The following is an 18242-nucleotide window of genomic DNA, read 5'->3' as shown; positions in this document are numbered from 1 at the left end:
CGGCGGTGCCGCGCGGTCGTCAGCGCGCGGCGGCGAGCATCGGGTAGGTGAACAGTCCGAAGTGGATGACGTTGAGCCCCGCATGCGCGAGCGCGGACGCGAGCAGTCCGCCGCGCCGCCATGCGAGGCCGTAGCCGACGCCGGCCACCGTGCCGAGCACGATCCATGACCAGCCGCCGGCCGCATGCGCGGCGCCGAACAGCACCGCGCCGATCGCCAGCGCGGCCCACGGCCCCCACGCGAACGCACCGAACGCGCGCGTCAGCCCGCCCTGCACGTAACCGCGGAATAGCGCCTCCTCGGCGAGCGTCACGAGCAGCAGGTTATTGACCAGCCACAGCCAGCCCGACGCCGGCCACTTGGGCGCCCAGCTGACCATGCCGAACGCGAGCGCGCCGGCCAGGCACGCGGCCGCCGTGGCGACGGCCGCCACCGCGCCGGTGCGCAGCGCGCGCGACAGCGCGACGTCGGGGGCGACCCACGGCAGCACCCACACCAGCCACAGGCCGACGAGCGGCTTGTCGAGGTTCAGGTACATCGTGAACGGGACGGCATCCGGCGTGAAGCGCGTCGGGGCGATCACGAGGGGATTGTGGAAGCCGGGAAGCAGGTGCAGGCTGAGCGCGATCGCGAGTGCTGCGAAGACGGCGTGCGCGGCGATGCGCACCGCACGCGGGCGCCCGGGCATCACGCCCCAGGCGGCCGCGGCCAGCAACGCGAGCGGCGCCAGCGCGAGCGGCGCGAGCTTGCCGAACGCCAGCGCGCACGCATAACCGAGCGCGGCAAGGCCGACGCTCAGCCCGTGCTGCGGGCGATGCCACGCAAACGCGGCGGCCGCGAACAGGGCGAGCCAGATCGTGGCGGATGGAAGGAGCGAGAGGGACATGACAGGAGCGGCATTCGTCGGACGAGACGCCGCGCATCATACAGCAGCCTTCCGGTCATGCCGGACGGGAGCCGTCAGCGGCCGGCGGTTTCGGTGACGCCGTCGCGGCCCGGGATGTGGACGCTGTTGCGCACGCGCATCCGCCGCCGGTACCAGAACGTCCACGTCAACAGACAGCCGAACACGGTATAGCCGATGATCGGCGACACGACCAGCACGCGTTCGACCGGCCAGGTCATGACCATCCAGCAGCGCAGCAGCATTTCCAGCGTCATGAACCCGCCCCAGACGAAGGTCATGCGCCGGAGCATCTGCCGCAGACCCGGCTGCGCGTTCCAGACCGCTTCGAAATGCGCGGCACCGCCATCCATTTCGCGGGCGATGGTGGCGCGCGCGAGATAGAAGATCAGCGGGCGTTCGCGGAACAGCGACAGCAGGAACACGACGCCGATCGTGCCCGACGCGAGCGATTCGCGCATCAGCAGCGTGCGCGCGCTGCCGCCGAACGCCATCCCGATGATCGACAGCGCGATGCCGAGCAGCACGATGGCCGCCACCGCATCGACGCGGCGCGAGCGGATGAATTCGACGATCGACCAGATGACCGGCGGGACCGCCGACGCGTACAGCGCGCCGGTTTCGCCGAAATACGGCTGCGCGGCCCGGTAGGCAACCCAGGGCAGCACCAGGTTGACGAAGAGTTCGAGAATCAGTCCGGCTCGCGGTTTCACGGTGAGCAATTCCACGCAGGTTGGGGCGAACGCGCAATGGGTGTGGTGGCCACCGGTTGCCCCGAAAAGGGTTCGGTCCAGTATATCGAAGAATCGCGCGCGGCTGCGGCACGGCTTCGGCCGCTTTCCGCCGGCTGCGGCGGCACCGTCGTCATGGCGCCGCCGCGGCCGGCAGCGTGATCGTGATGGTGGTGCCCTGCAGCACGACGCTGTGCACGTGGATGTGGCCTCCGTGCCGTTCGACGACCGCCTTGACGAACGCCATGCCGAGCCCGACGCCGCTGGTTTCCGGCTGGCCGGCGGTGCGGAAGCGCCGGTAGCGCTCGAACAGCCGCGTCTGGTCCCCGCTGCTGATTCCGCACCCGCTGTCGCGGATCGTGCAGCGCACGGTCTTGCCGTCGGCACCCGGCTCGACCTTGCATTCGACGCTCGTCAGCGGCGCGCTGTACTTGATGGCGTTGTCCAGCAGGTTGATCAGCGCGCGCGACAGCAGCGCCGGGTCGCCCCGCACGATCGTGTCGTCGCGCCGCGGCACGTCGTCGATCGACATGGATTTCCGGTGCGCGAGCGGCCACACCGCGTCGCGTGCCTCGTTCATCAGGTCGGCGAGGTTGACCGGCACGCGTTCGTATTCGCTCGCCTCCGCACGCGACAGCTGCGCGAAGCCGTCGGCCATCGCCAGCGTGTGCCGCGCCAGCCTGGCGATTCTCGCGAACTGCTGCTTCATCTGCGCGTCGGCCGCCCGCTGCGCCTGCGTGTCGATCAGGATGATCAGCGATGTCAGCGGGGCGCGCATGTCGTGCGAAAACAGCGTCAGCATGTCGTTGCGCTGGCGCTCGAGCATGTCGCGGCGGACGGTCGCGTTGCGCAACGTTTCCAGCGACGCGTGGATCCGCGCGATCTCGGGCCCGACGCCGCGCGGCATCGCGACGTGCGACGTATCGCCTTCGCTGAGCGCGACGATCCGGCGGCCGAGCACATCGAGCGGCTTCGACAGCAGCCGCTGCATGCCGCGCGCGAGCGAGGCCAGGATCGCGATGCACAGCGTCGTGGCGAACGCCGACACCCCGACCCTGATCCGCGCGGCGTTCCGGTCGCCGATCGCGCGATGCCGGGCAAGGTCGATCACGCGGTCGCGCAGCAGCTCGCTCGGCCGGAAATGCGGCACGATCGCGCGGGAGAAATCGGCGGCGCTCATGGCATACGCGCCGTCCCGGCCGCCGGCGACGGTCGCGTCGACGAGCGGCAGGATGCGCGCGTCGAAGGCCGCGTTGAGCTGTGCATATTCGCGTGCGACGTCGGGGTCGTCGAGCTGCGTGCCGATCGCGCCGTCGATCAGCGCACGCAACTGCTCGATGCGTCCGCGCATCCGCATGATGTCCGCGAACTGCGCGCGATCGAGCGCCTGCCGCGCGAACATCGGCGCGATCAGCAGCGAACCCGTGCGCCCCGCGTGTTCCCGGAGATCGCCGAGGAGCCGCGCGAGCAGGATCGCACCGGACGTGCGCGGGTCGCGCATCGCCGTGTCGCTCATCGCGCCGTCGATCAGCAGCGACAGCGTGTCGACGATCCGGAACAGGCGCGCCTGCGCGTGCTGGATGTCGTGAACTGTGCGTGACGCGAGCGGCCGCGCGTCGAGCGCGTCGACTTCGGCACGCGCATCGGCAAGCATCATCCGGACGGAGTCGAGTGCATGCAGCAGGTTGCCGCGTTCGCGGTCGTCGAGCACGGCCGCCTGCGCGATGCCGGCGCGAAACCGTTCGAGCGCGTTGTCGGAACGCGCGCGCGCGGCGAGCAGGTTGCGGATCTCGGCGGCGCCGTCGTCCTGCAGGCGTACCAGCAGGTCGTTCGTCGGGCCGCGCTCGGCCGAGATCACGTTGGCGGCGCTCATCGCGCCGCGGACGAATTCGAAGCTCTGCAGGTCGGCGTTTTCCTGCCGGTATTGCCGGAAACTCCCCCAGATGATCGTGCCGCAGAGCAAGGCCAGCAGCGTGGTGACGAGCGCGAAGCCGATATGCGTCTTCTGCAGGATCGTCAGCGATCGAATGTTATATGCGTGTTCCCGGCTAAACGAGAATGAACGATTCATGACACACCATGTTTGCAAGCTATCCCGGGTGGGCCCGTATTCTCGGCCTGTCGGCGCCGTGACGCCGTAAGGTTTTGTGGGGGGCGCGGCCGCCTTCGCGGGGCCGCCACGATCCCGGCCGGGAGGCCGGATCTCGCGTTGCACAGGATCGCCTTGCGTCAATGCCCTGTCGACATCGGGCGAACCGCGCTTGATCCGGAGAAACCCTGATCGCGTATCGAACCCTTGGCGCGTTACGGCAGATGGTTTGGATAACGAATATTTTTGATCCGCGCGTCTGTCGTGAGGTGCGGCATCAGGTCCGCTCAGGACGACGGGGCAAGGAGGGAGCTGGACGGGAACGGAAGGCAGGTGCGCCGCCCGTGTACGGGCGACGCTTCAGGACGATGCGGCAGCAGGCGTGCCGCGGCGCGAATCGGTGCCGCGGCCGCGCGAGCGGTCAGGCGGCGGCGGGCCGAACGATGATCTTCACGTTACGGTCCTTGTGATTGACCAGTTCCTCGAAGCCGTGCGAGACGATGTCGCCGAGCGCGATGCGCCCGGTGATGAGCGGCTGTACGTCGATGCGGCCGTCCGCGATGAAGCGGATCACGTCCGCGAACTCGCCGTTGTACGCGAGCGAGCCGATCACTTCCTTTTCGGTCGACACGATGTCGAAGAAGTTGAACGGTGCCGGCTCCTCGAAGATGCCGACCATCACCGACTTGCCGGCCTTGCGGATCACGTCGATCGCGAGTTTCGCCGTGGCCGTGTGCCCGATGCACTCGAACGACACGTCGGCGCCGTAGCCGTCGGTCAGCGCCTTGACTTCGGCGATCGCGTCGGACGTCTTCGGATCGATGACGACGCTCGCGCCGACCTCGAGCGCCTTCTGCTTGCGCGCGGCCGACATCTCCAGCGCGATCACGCGCCCGGCGCCCGCGGCCTTCGCGCACATGATCGTGCTCAGGCCGATCGTGCCCGCGCCGACCACGACGACGGTCTGCCCGACGATGTTGCCGGCCTTCTTGACCGCATGCAGCCCGACCGCGAGCGGCTCGATCAGCGCGCCGGCCTCGGTCGGGAAACCGTCGGGCAGCTTGTACAGCAACTCGGCCGGCACGTTCACGTATTCGGCGAATGCGCCGTTGTTCATCAGCCCGGTGAACGCGAGGTTCTCGCAGATGTTGTACAGCCCGTGCCGGCAATACCAGCAGGTGCCGCAATGCTGGCATGCGTCGGCCGTCACGCGGTCGCCGACCGCGAAGCCCGTCACGCCCGCGCCGAGCTCGGCGATCTCGCCGCTGAACTCGTGGCCGAGGATGCACTGGCCCTTCAGGCCCGTCAGCGGATGCGGCGCGTCGACCGGGATGAAGACGGGGCCGGCGACGTATTCGTGCAGGTCGGAACCGCAGATCCCGCACCAGTGCACGCGAATCGTGACCCAGCCGGCCGGCGGGCGCGCCGGAACGGGAACCTGTTCGACGCGGATGTCGTGGCGGCCGTGCCAGACGGCGGCTTTCATGCTGGGGGCGGTGGTCGATGCCGGTGTACTCACGTTGCTGTCTCCGTCAGGTTGTCGTCGGGCACGCGGCATGGCTGCCGGTGCGCCCGTTGCGCGATTGCGCGATCGACCGGTATGCAGGAACGGGGCCAGCTCGAGCGGGTACGCCGGGTGGCGATTCAACGGAACGTGCGTGATGCGATGCACCATTCGCCTGTTCCGTTGACAGGAAACGATTCGACGGGGGAAATGCACGAATTTTGCTGCAATCGCTGCGCGGCACGCCGGTGAGACGCTGGGACGTTCGTCTCAGTGCAATGAGACGAATCGCGAGACGCGTGGCGATGGACGGCGCCGCTCGACGCGCGGTCAGGCGGCGATTTCGTCGACCGCGACCGATGCGAGCCGCGTGAATCCGGCGGCGCGGTACAGCGGCAGGCCGGCCTCGGTCGACACGAGCCACACGCGCTGCGCGCCGCGTTGCCGCGCGTGCGCGACGATCGCGGCGAGCAACTGCATCGCGAGACCCCGGCGGCGGTACGCATCTGCCGTCGCGACGCGGTCGACGACGATATCGTGCGCCGACGCAAAACCGTAGCGCGCGGTGGCGGCGATCTGCCCGTTCAGACGGTGCGCGAACAGGAACGCGGCCGGATTCGGCTGGAATGGCGGGAACGGGGCGTCCGCATTGAACGTTTCGACGTCGCGCGGCGTGTGGCAACCGAGCGCCTGCGCGAGTGCATCGTCGCCGGACAGCGTGTCGATATCGGCGGCCATGAAATGCTCGTCCGACAACCGGCGTGTCCTGCCTTCCAGCGCGGGCGGCAGCGGCGCGGCGCCGAAGCGCGTGATCCATGCGCCGACGGTGAACGGGCCGTCGCCATACGCGGGCGCGCCCTCGATCACGAAGTGCTCGAAAGGCCGCCCCATGCCGGCGTCGAACCGCACGACCTGGCCGTCCGGGCTGTCGTGCAGCGGCGCATCGCGCCGGTCGCGTGCGGCGCAGTAGCCGGCGACGAAGATGCGCACGGCGGCCTTGCGGCGGGGGAAGGTCGACCAGGCTGCGTCGAGCGGAAGCGGGGCGGCGGGAGCGGGAGAGGCGGTTGGCATGCGGGCGCAACGTGGTCGGGGCGAAGCCGACAGCTTAAATCAGGCGGCCGCTCGCCGCCGCGCGGGCCCATTGCCGCGATCGGCGAAACGCATCGTTGCGCGCGATACCCCTTTACTTGAAGTTAACTTCAATTTGTATCATGTGCGCCAGTCCGATCGCGGACGCGTGACGCACCCCGTTGCACGCGGCCGCTCCAACGGAGGTGGAGATGACCGAATCGCCTGTCGCGGCCGAGGCCACGACGCTGCCGTCGCGCAGCTACCGGGCCGCCGTCGCGAACGTCGTGCTGGCGAGCATCGTGTCCGCGTTGCACGTCGGCAAGGCGACGATCGCGTTGCCGTCGCTGCAGCACGAGTTCGGCGGCTCGCTCGCTTCGCTGAGCGGGATCATGTCGGTGTTTCCGTTCGTCGGCGTGTTCGGCGGCATCGCGGCCGGGCTGCTGGTACGGCGCTGGGGCGACCGGCGGATGCTGATCGCGGGCCTGGTGATCCTCGGCCTGTCGAGTGTCGCCGGCGCGTCGGTCGGCAGTTTCGCGCTGCTGCTCGTCACGCGCTTCGCGGAGGGGCTCGGTTTCGTGATCGTGGTGGTCGCCGCGCCGGCGGTGCTGAATCGCGTGACGCCGCCCGAGCGGCGCAATCTCGCGTTCGGGCTGTGGAGCACGTTCATGCCGGCCGGCATGGCGCTGTCGATGCTGGTCGAGCCGCTGCTCGGCGGCTGGCGCAACGGCTGGCTCGCGGCCTCGGCGCTGACGCTCGCCGCGGCCGCCGCGGTGCCCGTCACGACGTCCGCCGAAACGCCGGCCCGGCAGGCCGCGGCGCCGCGCATCGGGCCCGCGCTGCGCGACGTGCTCGCGTCGCGGTCGACCACGCTGCTCGCGCTGGGTTTCGCCACCTACAACGTGCAGTTCTTCGCGGCGATGACGTTCCTGCCGGTTTTCCTGATGCAGCGCCTCGGCGTCGCGGTCGGCGCGGCGGGGCTGATCAGCGCGGCGATCGTCGCCGCGTGCGTGATCGGCAACCTGACGGCCGGCTGGTTGCTGTCGCGCGGCGCACGGCCGGGGATCGTCATGGCTGCGACGTCGGTCGCGATCGGCGCGGCGGGCGCGGGACTCTTCAGCGCGGCCACACCGGCACCGCTCGCGGTCGCGCTGGGTTTCGCGTTCTCGGCGATCGCGGGGATGCTGCCGGCGACGATCCTCGCGTGCGCACCGGGCTCCGCGCCGACGCCGTCGCTGGCGCCGCTGAGCATCGGCTGGGTCGTGCAGGGCAACTATCTCGGGCAGGTGATCGGGCCGCTGTCGATCGGCGCGATCGTCGGTGCATTCGGCTGGTCGGGCGGCATCGGACTGATGCTCGCGGCCGCCGTCACCGGCGCGGCGATCGGCCTGTCGCTGCTGCGCGAACCGATGGGCCGGCGCTGAGCGCGGCACCGTTCAACCTGCACGGAAATCCGTCAAGCATGCTTAACACCATGGAAAGCCTGATTTGCGAAGAAGACGTGCCGTGCGATGCGCCGGCACGGATCGAACACGATGCGATGCCGCCACGCGGCGGCGCCGCGCATCCGCTCGTGACGCCCGGCGGAGCGCCTGCTCCCGAGCATGCCGCGGCGGCCGTCTCGCCGTTGCGCCCGCAACTGTTCGTCACGGTGCTGGAGGCCGGCGACGACGCGTTGCTGGTTCGCTGGGTCGAGAGCGGCCGTTGCCATTACGGCGAACAGCGCTGGCGCTTGCGCGTCGCGCTGCAGCCGGGCCGTTGCGCGATCTCGGGGCAGCCGATCGAGCCGGGCGAGCCGGTGTTCCGGCCGGTGCGGCGGCCCGTGCCGGCCAATGGCGACGAGATGATCTGCCCGGCGTCGGTGCCCGGTGCAACCGGCGCGGCGTGTGGCGTCACGGCGGAGGGTGACGACGCATACGCGCCGGCCGACGTTCGCGGCTGAACGCCGGCCGGCCGCGGCATCCCGTCATTTCTTCACGTCGTGCCGGTACTGGATGAACCCGGCGTTGTTCGCGAGCTTGTCGTACAGCGCGCGCGCGGTCGTGTTGGTTTCGTGCGTGAGCCAGTACACGCGGCTCGCGCCGGCTTCGCGGGCATGGTCGTACACGGCCTCGATCAGCGCACCGCCTGCGCCTTGCCCGCGTGCGTCGGGCGCGGTGTACAGGTCCTGCAGGTAGCAGTACGGCCCTTCGGTCCAGCACGAGCGGTGGTAGATCGAATGCACGATCCCGACCAGCGCCCCCGATGCGTCGAATGCGCCGAGCACGAACATCGGCTCGGCAGGATCCATCAGGCGGGCCCACGTCGTCGCGAACACCGCGTCGCTCAGCGCGGTGTCGTAAAACTTCTGATAACCCTGCCACAGCGGGCGCCACGCGGCTTCGTCGGCGGCGACGAGCGGGCGCACCGTGACGCGCGTCGCGTCGTGCGCGCGGCCGGCCGCATCGCGCGCGCGCGCCTGCGCGTGGCGGATCGCGGTGAGCGACTGGCGCTGCTTGCCCTGCGCGTCGAAGTTTTCCGGTGCGAGCCACGCGTCGAACGCGGCGCGGACATCCGGCCATTCGCCGTCGATGATCGAGAACCACGCGGTGTCGCGATTGCGGCCGCGGTAGATGATCGCCTGCCGGAACGTGCCTTCGTAGCGGAAGCCGAGCCGTGCGGCGGCCTTGCGCGACGGGACGTTCAGGTCGTCGCATTTCCATTCGTAGCGCCGGTAGCCGAGCGTGTCGAACGCGTATTTCATCAGCAGGAACTGCGCTTCGGTCGACACGGGCGTGCGCTTGAGCAGCGGCGAGAACGTGACGGAGCCGACCTCGATCACGCCGTTGGCCGGATCGATGCGCATCAGCGCGAGCGTGCCGACCGCGCGGCCCGTGGCACGGTCGATCACCGTGTAGTGCAGCGGATCCGCGCTCGCCTGCGCGCCGCGCGCGTAGTCGCGGTAGCTCGACTCGTCGGTGTACGGGCCGTGTGCGAGATAGGTCCAGTCGCTGCCGTCCGGCGCCTGGGCATAGGCGGCATACAGGTCGGCCGCGTGGCGCTCGGCGTCGAGCGGTTCGAGCCGGCAGTAGCGGCCTTCGAGCACGATGCGTTCCGGGCGCGGGCGCGCGGACCAGTCGGGGACGGGGTGACCGATGGATTGCTGGAAAGCGTTGGTGAGCGTGGACAAGGTCGATCTCGCTTCGGTTGGCGGCCGGCGACATGCCGGCATGCAGACGATCGTAGTCGCGGCGAGGTACCATGAGAAGCGCCAGGGATTGGAAAATTTATGGTGCCACGAGCCACGAGCCACGAGCCACGAGCCACGAGCCACGAGCCAAGAGCCAAGAGCCGAGAGCCAAGAGCCGAGAGCCATGAGCCATGAGCCGTGCGCCTTGCGCCGCTGGCCGTCCGCAACCGGCCGTCCGCAACTAGCCGTCCGCAACTGGCCGTCCACCACGTTCCGACATTTTCACGCTGAGATGTTCCGATGACGACAATCCTGCCTTCCAGCGACGCGCCGTTGCTGCCGCTCGACGCGCCGCTGGCGCGCACGCCCGGCGCGCCTTCGCTGCAGCGCCAGTTGCTGCGCCGCGTGCGCGATGCGATTCTCGGCGGTGCGATGCCGGCCGGCACGCGGCTGCCCGGCACGCGTGCGCTGGCCGAGACGCTCGGCGTGTCGCGCAACACGACGGCTGCCGTCTACGAGCAACTCGTCGCCGAAGGCTTCCTGCAGTCCGACCGGCGCGGCACGCGTGTCGTCGGGTTGTCACGGCCGGCGCCGCCGCGCCGGCGTGCCGCGCCGCCGGCCGTCGCGCAGCGGCTCGGCCGCATTCGCCCGAGCCGCATCGGCACCGGCGAAACGGAGGGTTTCCGGCCGGGCGTGCCCGCGCTGACGCATTTCCCGGTGGACGCGTGGCGCCACGCGATCGACCGTGCGCTGCGCCGCAGCGGCCGCGACCTGCTCGGTTATGGCGATCCGCTCGGCGAGCGCGCGCTGCGCGAATCGATCGCGCGCCACCTGGCCGTGACGCGCGGCGTGCGCTGCGATCCCGAGCAGATCGTGATCACGGAGGGCGCACAGGGTGCGATCTCGTTGTGCGCGCAGTTGCTGACGAACCCGGGCGATACGGTGTGGGTCGAGGAGCCCGGCTATCGCGGCGCGCGCACCGCGATGCAGGCGGCCGATCTCGACGTCGTGCCGATGCCGGTCGACGCGGAAGGGCTGCGCGTCGAAGCGGACGACTGGCGCGAGCGGACGCCGCGCCTCGTCTATACGACGCCGTCGAACCAGTTCCCGACCGGCGCCGTGCTGTCGATCTCGCGCCGGCTCGCGCTGATCGATGCCGCGCGCCGGCATCGCGCGTGGATCATCGAGGACGACTACGACAGCGAATTCCGTCACACCGGCGAGCCGATCGGCGCGATGCACGGGCTCGCGGACGATTCGCCCGTCGTCTATCTCGGCTCGTTCAGCAAGACGATGTTTCCGGCGCTGCGCATCGGTTTTCTCGTGCTGCCCGACGCGCTGCTGGCCGCGGTGCGGCCGGTGCTGCCGGAGATGCTGCGCGGCGGCACGCGTCACGTGCAGCTCGCGCTGGCGGATTTCATCGAGACGGGCGAGTACGGCCGCCATCTCGGCCGCATGCGCCGGCTGTACCGCGACCGGCGGCGGTTGCTGCTCGCCGCGCTCGACGGCAGCCTGAGCGTGCCGCACCAGATCGAGGGCGGCCCGTGCGGGCTGCATCTTGCGCTGCGGCTGCCTGCGCGCTACCGCGATCGCGCGATCGTCGACGCGGCGCGCGCCCACGGCATCGGGCCGTTCCCGCTGTCGGGATTTTCGATCGATGCGGCATCGGCAGGCAACGGGCTGGTGCTCGGGTTCGGCAATACGTCGGCCGACGCGTTCGAGCCGATGTTGCGAATGCTGTCGGCGATCGCGGAGCGGGTGGGCGGGGCGTGACGTGCGTACGCGTTGCCTGAGCCGGCGGCGCGGCGATCCGGTGAAGGAAGCCGCCAACCTTTGACTCGATACCGCTTCTCGGCAGTCGGCAGCAGCAAGTTCACCGCTGTCAGCGGGCCGATTTTTGTACATCGACCGCATGCAGCCGCCGGGTTCGGCTCCGCATACCAGCACACACCGCTTACCGCCGCGCACGACAATCGGACTTGTACCGCATGCAGCCGCCGGGTTCGGCTCCGCATACCAGCACACACCGCTCACTGCCGCGCGCGACAATCGGACTTGTGCGGATTGACGAACCGCACACTTTGTTCGAAACGAACGCCGTCGCGGCTCCGCGCCTGCCGTGCCGCCCGGCATACGGGTTTCGATTCGTATGTTCGAACAGGCCGCGTGGACTATAAATGGATGCGTGTACCGGTGCTTGTCAGGCGCCTGCGCGTCTCGCGCATGTCGGCGCCGCGACGCCCGGGGGAGGTGCACCGTGGTTCGCCAGACGCTTGCTCGCGCCGTGCTTCGCACCGCGTTGATCGGGGGCGTGTTTGCCGGCTGTTTGCTGCCTTCGCCGGCCGCCGTTTCCGGAACCCCGTCGCCATCCGCCACGCCACCCGCGATGAAGCAAAGGCCGGGTGCGACGCCTTATGCGATGCCGGTCGATTTTCCGGCGATCGTCGACCGCTACGGCCCGGCGGTCGTGACCGTCACGACCGCCGCACCCGACCAGCAGGCCGGTGTCCAGTCGTTCACGATCCTCGATCCCGACGATCCGCTCGCCGCATTCTTCCGGCGCGGCGCGCCGCCTCCCGCGCAGGGCCCGCAGACGCCGGCGCCCGACACGGCGCCGCGTGCGGTATCGGGCAGCGGCTCGGGTTTCATCGTCAGCGCCGACGGCCTGATCCTCACCTCCGCGCACGTGGTCGACGATGCGACCGACGTGACCGTGCGGCTCACGGACCGCCGCGAATTCAAGGCGACCGTGCTGGCCGTCGATCCGCAAAGCGACGTCGCCGTGCTGCGCGTTACCGCGACGAAACTGCCGTTCGTGCGCATCGGCGATTCGGCGAAGGTACGCGCGGGCGAACCGGTGATGACGATCGGCGCGCCGGACGGATCGGGCAACACGGTCACGGCCGGCATCGTCAGCGCGACGTCGCACCGGCTGCCGGACGGCAGCGCGTTTCCGTTCTTCGAAACCGACATCGCCCCGAACCCCGACAACTCGGGCGGCCCCGTATTCAATCGCGCGGGCGACGTGATCGGCATCGCGGTGCAGGTGTATACGGGCACCGACCGCTACGCGAGCATGACGTTCGCGATTCCGATCGCGTTTGCCGCAAAGGTGCGTGCGCAACTGCAGAAGCAGATGCAGGCGCAGGCGCAGCAGTCCCAGGAGCCGGGCGAGCCGTCGTCCGGCAACGCGCTTGGCGTCGACGTGCAGGATGTCGGCATCGGGCTGGCCGCGGCGTTCGGGCTGCCGCGTCCGGCGGGCGCGCTCGTCAACGGCGTGGCGCCCGGCTCGCCGGCGGCCGCGGCCGGCGTGAGGCCCGGCGACGTGATCGTCAAGCTGGGCGACAAGTCAATCGGCCGTTCGGCCGAGCTGAACGACCTGGCCGCCGCGCTGCCGCCCGGCCAGAAGACGCCGCTGCGCGTGATCCGCAATCGCGCGCCGGTGAGGCTGACGATCACGGGCGCCGACGAGGCCGCCGGCAACGCGGGCACGACTGTCGGCATGGCCGCGCCGAAGGCGGCCGCACGACCGGGGCCGGGGGCGGGAGCGAGTGCGGGCGCGGGCGCGGGCGACGGCGGCGACCGCCTCGGGCTGACGATGCACGCGCTGAGCGACGACGAGCGCCGCTCGACCGGGCTCGCGGTCGGGATGATGGTGGACGCGGTGCACGGCCCGGCAGCCCACGCGGGCATCCAGCCGGGCGACGTCGTGCTGGAGCTCAACGACACGCTGCTCGAGACGCCGGACGACGTGCAGTCGCTCGAAGCGAACGGCGGCAGCGTGATCGCGGTGCTGATCCAGCGCAACAACGCGCGGAAGTTCGTGTCGGTGCGGGCGCGTTAGGGCGTTGACGCGGCCGGTATCGTCCGCCTACCATCGTCCGGTATCGTCCGACACCGCACCAGGCCAGCCCGGCAACCAGGAGCCATCCGGCATGAAAGCAGCAACCTTCATCGTAGTCGTACACAGGCGCAGGGTCCGGTAGCGGCACCGCGCCGGCATCCCTGCGCCCCCGACTCGTTCGGGGGCTTTTTTTTTGCATTGCGCACGGCCGTGCGGCACGTGCGCGGAGGACATCCGCTTGCAACCGAACCTGCCGATCGCTTCCGAACGGGCGTCGCCGCGACACGCGACGCTGATCCTGCTGTGCGCGTGCTCGGTGCTGCCGCTGAGCCTGTTCCTGCCGTCGCTGCCGGCAATCGCGCGCGACCTGCGCGCCGACTACGCGCTCGTCGCGCTGTCGCTCGGCGGTTACGCGGCGGTGGCCGCGTCGCTGGAGTTCGTGATGGGGCCGCTGTCCGACCGGTTCGGGCGGCGGCCGGTCGTGCTGGCGGGCGTCGGCATCTTCGCGCTCGGCTCGCTCGGCTGTGCGATGGCGACCGATATCCGGGTGTTTCTGGCATGCCGGCTGATGCAGGCGGCGATCACGTCGGTTTATCCGGTGTCGATGGCGACGATCAGGGATACCGGCGGCGGTGCGCACGCGGCGAGCCGGATCGGCTACGCGGCGATGGCGGCCGCGTTCGCGCCGATGCTCGGCCCGACGCTCGGCGGCGCGCTCGACCAGACGGCGGGCTGGCGCGCGAGCTTCTGGCTGCTCGGCGCGGCGGGCATTGCGCTGTTCGTCTGGTGCGGGTTCGATTTCGTCGAAACCCACGCGAACCGGTCGTCGAGCCTCGGGCAGCAGCTGCGCGCGTATCCGGCGCTGCTGCGCGCGCGCCGTTTCTGGGCCTACGCGCTGTGCATGGCGTTTTCGACCGGCTCGTTCTACGCGTTCCTGGCCGGCGCGCCGCTGGCCGCGCAAACGGTGTTCGGCATCCCGCCCGCGGAAATCGGCTTCTACATGGGGACCATCACGGCCGGCTTCGTGTGCGGCAGCTTCCTGGCCGCGCGTTACGCGCGCCGCTTCGCGCTGGCCACGACGATCCTGTGCGGGCGGATCGTTGCATGCGCGGGACCGTTGATCGGCCTCGCGTCGATGTTCGGCGGCGCGACGCATGCGATCGCGTGGTTCGGGCCGTGCGTGCTGGTCGGCATCGGCAACGGGCTGACGAATCCCGGTGCCCATGCCGGCGCGGTGTCGGTGCGCCCGGCGCTGGCCGGGAGCGCGTCGGGGCTGGCCGGTGCGATGACAATCGCCGGCGGCGCCGCGCTTTCGTCGTTGACGGGGGCGGTACTGACGCCCGGCAACGCGGGCTATGCGCCGCTGGCGATGATGCTGCTGTCGGCCGCGATCGCGCTGGCGGCGGCCGTCTGCGTGCGGGTGTTCGACGCACGGGACGCCGGGCGGTGAACGCGAGTACGCGGTATCGCCGCGCCGAATCGGGCATCGGCGCGGGCATGGGTGCGGGTACCGCTACCGTCCCGCGGGCGATGGGCGGACAATCGATCGCATATCGGGAGACGACGAACCCGCCGCGCGCCGAGCATGCTCCGGCGCGCGAAGGTCGATTGGACGAGGGAACGATGAGCGACTTTTCTGATTTCCAGCGAGACATCGCCGACGCCGCGAGAGCGACATTCAGGGCGCTGCGGGCGCTGCACCCGGACGAGCATTTCTACGCGTTCGCGCTGTATACCGACAGCGGCGCGATGACGGTGGTGCCGGCAGCCAATTCGGTCGAGGGGCTGCGCCGGGTCCGCGAGCAGCAGGCTGTCGCGGACGACGACCCGTGGTATGTGTGGGGCTTTTCGGAATGGGCGTATGCGGCGGCGGAAGCGTCGCCGTTCAATGCGATCTGCGGCAAGCTCGCCGACCACGTGCTGAGCCCGCAGTTTGTCCGGTCGAGATTCCCGGAATTTTCGCGGCAACTGCACGCCGACATGATCGGTGCGTTGCGCCTGCTCGACCGCGAGGGCCTGTTCGGCACCGGCGAAGAACGGGCGGCGATCACGCTGTTCGTGTCGATCAGCGACGACGACGCGGCCGAAGCGCTGGAAAACGAATCGGCGAAAGCGCTGAATCCGCCGGCCGTCGCCGACGCATTCCTGCGCCGCTACGACTGACCCAAATCGGGATATCGCACGGCGGCCCCGTGGGGAGGCCGCCGTGCTTGCTGCGGTACGGCTTATGGCTTACGGCTTACGGCTTCGCGCCCACCACGAACTCGAACGTCGCGACGCCGTCGACGCCGCCCGTCACGCGGTCACCGGGTTGCAGCGCGCCGACGCCGGCCGGCGTGCCCGTGAAGATCAAATCGCCGGCCTTCAACTCGACCGAGCGCGACACGTACGCGATGACGTCGGGCACGGCCCAGATCATGTCGGCCAGGTCGCCTTGCTGGCGCGTGTCGCCGTTGACCGCGAGCCAGATGCGGCCCTTGGCCGGATGACCGGTGGCCGACGCCGCGCGCAACGCGGTCACGGGGCCCGACGCGTCGAAGCCTTTCGCCCAGTCCCACGGACGGCTCAGTTTCTTCGCTTCGGCCTGCAGGTCGCGGCGCGTGAGGTCGACGCCGACGCCGTAGCCCCATACATGCGACAGCGCGTCGGCCGGGTCGATCGACCGCCCGTCCTTGCCGATCGCGACGACCAGCTCGATTTCGTGATGGAGGTCGTTCGTCAGCGGCGGATACGGGACGGTGCCGCTGGCCGGGACGATCGCGTCGCCCGGCTTCGTGAAGAAGAACGGCGGTTCGCGGTCGGGATCGGCGCCCATTTCGCGCGCGTGGTCGGCGTAGTTGCGGCCGACGCAGAAGACGCGGCGCACCGGAAAGCGCGCGGACGACTGGTCGACTTCGACGGAAGGACGCTCGGCAGCGTCGATGACATAGGCGGACATCGGATGGCCTCGTTCGGTGGGAAGACGGATGCCGCGCCCGTGCGGCGCACGGGCCGGCATGCGTGCAACGATACCCGACGCCCGTGCGGCCGGATGCGACGCAACTGCGTTTTACCGGGACAAAACTACGCGTCTGGCGCGGCCGGCGTGTCGTCGCCGTCCGGCAGCGCGGCGTTCGCGTCGCGGTACGCCTTCGGCGACACGCCGACCCGCGCGCGGAAACGCCGCGCGAAATACCCTTCGTCGCGGAAGCCGACCGAGCGGGCGATGTCCGCGATGCGCCGGCTCGTGTGAGCCAGCAGCGACTGCGCGAGCGCGATCCGGCGCTCCGTCACGAGATCGGTGAAGGTGCTGCCGGTTTCCTTGCGGACCAGGTGCGCGAGGTAGTTGGGCGACAGGAACGCGGCTTCGGCGGTCGCGGCGAGCGTCAGGTCCTCGCGGGTGAGGTTGGCGCGGACGTGCCGCAGCACGCGCGCGAGCGCATCGCGCCGGCCGGCGCGCTGGGCGCCGCGCTGCGCGAGCTTGTCGAGCGCGCCCGCGTACTGCGTGCAGACGAGCCCGATCAGCTGCAGCAGGTAGCCGCGCAGCAACGTGGTCGAGCCGAACGTGCGCACGCGATCGGTGTCGAGCATGCATAGCGCGAGGCGGCGCGCTTCGTCGTAGGTGTCGCCGGTCAGGATGAAGTCGAGGTGCTCCTGGAAGCGGAACGGCGTCAGCTCGGGAAAACGGTGGGCGGGCACGTCCTCCAGGTCGAGCGGGTCGACGTCGAGATCGGCGCGCAGGAACGCCTGGCTGAAGTTGATCACGATGAAGTGCGCGCCTTCCGGATGCGGGATCAGGTGCTCGCGGTGCGGCAGCACGAACGCGAGCGCGCCGCGCGGAAACGGCCGCGTGACGCCGCCGATCCGCTGCTCGGTGTCGCCGCCGAGATTGAACTGGATCTGGAAATACGCGTGCCGGTGCGGCTCGGTGATGGCCTGGCGCGACGCCTGGTCGCGGATGTAGAAGTCGAGCCGGTCGCTGCGTTCGGGCATCCCGTACAGGCGCGGCGGGGCGGTGGAGGGCATGAAGGATTCTGCTGGTCGTGACGCGGTTGAGCCGCGATGGTACAGCGAACCGGGCGCGGCGGCGATCCGCGCGGCCGTGCGGCGTTGCCCGGTGTCGCTCGCGGCGTGCCGCGAGGCGGTCATTCGTCCGGGTGGAAACCGAGGTAGCGGGCGTGCGGGCTGTCGCCGCCGGCGCGCCGGCTTGCCCCGCCGACCGATGCGAGCGCGTCCACCGTCGTCGCGCGGTTCGAGATCAGCGTCCACGCGACGGCGTCGTCGGCGCCGGCCGGTGCCGACGCGCGCAAATCCGTCAGCGCGGCGAGCAGCGTGGCGGCCGGCGGCGCGTGGATCGCGAACCCTTCGTTGGCCACGGCCGCCGTCTCGATCCCCAGCACCTTGCACAACCGTGCCCGCAGCGGCGTTTCGGCTTCGCTCGCCGCACGCGAGCGCGCGATGTTCTCGCGGGTGGCCGCGTCGACGATCGTGCCGCCGCGGACGAACGGCGCCTGCTGCCACGCGTCGGGCGTGCATTGCTTGCCGGCCGGTACCAGCGGTACGAACGGATTCACTTCGGCCGGGTAGATCCGGCACACGAGCGGGCGCTCGTCGTAGATCGCGCACCGCAGGTCGTCGCGCAGGTTCGGGCACGGCCCCGCATGGGACGCCGTGAGCATGACCGTCACGCGGACGGGCAGCGAACCGCTGAGCGCGGCGCTCGAGCGTGCGCGTTTGTACGCGGCGAACGCGTTGTCGGGCTCGGGCTCGACGAGCCACGGCATCGCGTCGCACAGCAGCTCCACGTGGCCGCCGCGCTGCAGCCATGCGGTGGCCTCGTCGATCGTCAGCGGAATGCGCAGGTCGCGGCAGCATCCGCCGCAGCCGTTGCAGGCAAAGTCGAGGTCGGTAGGGGTGTCGTTCATGCTTGATTCGATACGGATGACGGGGTGTC

At 70.2% G+C, this 18242-nt stretch carries 15 protein-coding genes; 6 read left to right on the top strand and 9 right to left on the bottom strand.

Features of this window, described 5'->3' with window-relative positions; genetic code table 11:
• Positions 1-19 precede the first annotated feature (19 nt).
• The 5 genes from AB3K92_RS16650 to AB3K92_RS16630 all read right to left on the bottom strand — a co-directional run bounded on the left by AB3K92_RS16650 (position 20) and on the right by AB3K92_RS16630 (position 6299).
• Positions 20-886: a lysostaphin resistance A-like protein gene (locus AB3K92_RS16650; protein WP_369465450.1), complete on the bottom strand. Its 867-nt coding sequence runs from the start codon at positions 884-886 to the stop codon at positions 20-22.
• 74 nt (positions 887-960) lie between these two features.
• Positions 961-1617 carry a VC0807 family protein gene (locus tag AB3K92_RS16645; protein ID WP_021163924.1) on the bottom strand — a complete coding sequence of 219 codons (657 nt, stop codon included), beginning with the start codon at positions 1615-1617 and terminating at the stop codon, positions 961-963.
• 151 nt (positions 1618-1768) lie between these two features.
• Complete coding sequence (locus AB3K92_RS16640) at positions 1769-3706, bottom strand: sensor histidine kinase (protein WP_369465449.1); 1938 nt, start codon at positions 3704-3706, stop codon at positions 1769-1771.
• A gap of 439 nt (positions 3707-4145) precedes the next feature.
• The gene (locus AB3K92_RS16635; RefSeq protein WP_369465796.1) at positions 4146-5210 is read right to left on the bottom strand and encodes a 2,3-butanediol dehydrogenase; all 1065 of its coding nucleotides are present in this window, start codon (positions 5208-5210) and stop codon (positions 4146-4148) included.
• A 348-nt stretch (positions 5211-5558) separates the two neighbouring features.
• A complete protein-coding gene (locus tag AB3K92_RS16630) occupies positions 5559-6299 on the bottom strand; it encodes a GNAT family N-acetyltransferase (protein ID WP_369465448.1) in 741 nt (246 codons plus the stop codon).
• 209 nt (positions 6300-6508) lie between these two features.
• Here AB3K92_RS16630 and AB3K92_RS16625 point away from each other — a divergent pair, with 209 nt between their 5' ends.
• Positions 6509-7720, top strand: a complete 1212-nt coding sequence (locus AB3K92_RS16625) for a CynX/NimT family MFS transporter (RefSeq protein ID WP_369465447.1) — start codon at positions 6509-6511, stop codon at positions 7718-7720.
• Positions 7721-7758: 38 nt separating this feature from the next.
• A complete protein-coding gene (locus AB3K92_RS16620; protein ID WP_059677323.1) occupies positions 7759-8238 on the top strand; it encodes a DUF3331 domain-containing protein in 480 nt (159 codons plus the stop codon).
• A gap of 24 nt (positions 8239-8262) precedes the next feature.
• Here the strand turns inward: AB3K92_RS16620 and AB3K92_RS16615 are convergent, their stop codons facing one another.
• Positions 8263-9465: a GNAT family N-acetyltransferase gene (locus tag AB3K92_RS16615; protein WP_042978223.1), complete on the bottom strand. Its 1203-nt coding sequence runs from the start codon at positions 9463-9465 to the stop codon at positions 8263-8265.
• A gap of 300 nt (positions 9466-9765) precedes the next feature.
• Here AB3K92_RS16615 and AB3K92_RS16610 point away from each other — a divergent pair, with 300 nt between their 5' ends.
• From AB3K92_RS16610 to AB3K92_RS16595, 4 genes are all read left to right on the top strand, one after another.
• Entirely contained in the window at positions 9766-11238 is a 1473-nt protein-coding gene (locus AB3K92_RS16610; RefSeq protein ID WP_059650465.1) for a PLP-dependent aminotransferase family protein, read from the top strand.
• A 484-nt stretch (positions 11239-11722) separates the two neighbouring features.
• Positions 11723-13309 carry a trypsin-like peptidase domain-containing protein gene (locus AB3K92_RS16605; protein ID WP_369465446.1) on the top strand — a complete coding sequence of 529 codons (1587 nt, stop codon included), beginning with the start codon at positions 11723-11725 and terminating at the stop codon, positions 13307-13309.
• 238 nt (positions 13310-13547) lie between these two features.
• Positions 13548-14759 carry an MFS transporter gene (locus AB3K92_RS16600; RefSeq protein ID WP_124589052.1) on the top strand — a complete coding sequence of 404 codons (1212 nt, stop codon included), beginning with the start codon at positions 13548-13550 and terminating at the stop codon, positions 14757-14759.
• Between the two features lie 173 nt (positions 14760-14932).
• Positions 14933-15472 carry a DUF4303 domain-containing protein gene (locus AB3K92_RS16595; RefSeq protein WP_369465445.1) on the top strand — a complete coding sequence of 180 codons (540 nt, stop codon included), beginning with the start codon at positions 14933-14935 and terminating at the stop codon, positions 15470-15472.
• 76 nt (positions 15473-15548) lie between these two features.
• On the opposite strand, the gene AB3K92_RS16590 is transcribed toward AB3K92_RS16595, so the two are convergent.
• The 3 genes from AB3K92_RS16590 to AB3K92_RS16580 all read right to left on the bottom strand — a co-directional run bounded on the left by AB3K92_RS16590 (position 15549) and on the right by AB3K92_RS16580 (position 18213).
• Positions 15549-16247 (bottom strand): fumarylacetoacetate hydrolase family protein, encoded by a 699-nt coding sequence (locus AB3K92_RS16590; protein WP_048025513.1) that lies wholly within the window; start codon positions 16245-16247, stop codon positions 15549-15551.
• Between the two features lie 125 nt (positions 16248-16372).
• Positions 16373-17314, bottom strand: coding sequence for a helix-turn-helix transcriptional regulator (locus AB3K92_RS16585; protein ID WP_027791818.1), 942 nt, complete (start codon positions 17312-17314; stop codon positions 16373-16375).
• Positions 17315-17433: 119 nt separating this feature from the next.
• Entirely contained in the window at positions 17434-18213 is a 780-nt protein-coding gene (locus AB3K92_RS16580) for a YkgJ family cysteine cluster protein (RefSeq protein WP_219706620.1), read from the bottom strand.
• Positions 18214-18242 lie beyond the last annotated feature (29 nt).

Origin of the sequence: Burkholderia sp. Bmkn7 (genome assembly GCF_041103175.1) — a bacterium.
GTDB lineage: Bacteria > Pseudomonadota > Gammaproteobacteria > Burkholderiales > Burkholderiaceae > Burkholderia > Burkholderia cepacia.
The sequence above is the reverse complement of the archived record's forward strand: the minus strand, read 5'-3'. Positions and strand labels throughout refer to the sequence as shown.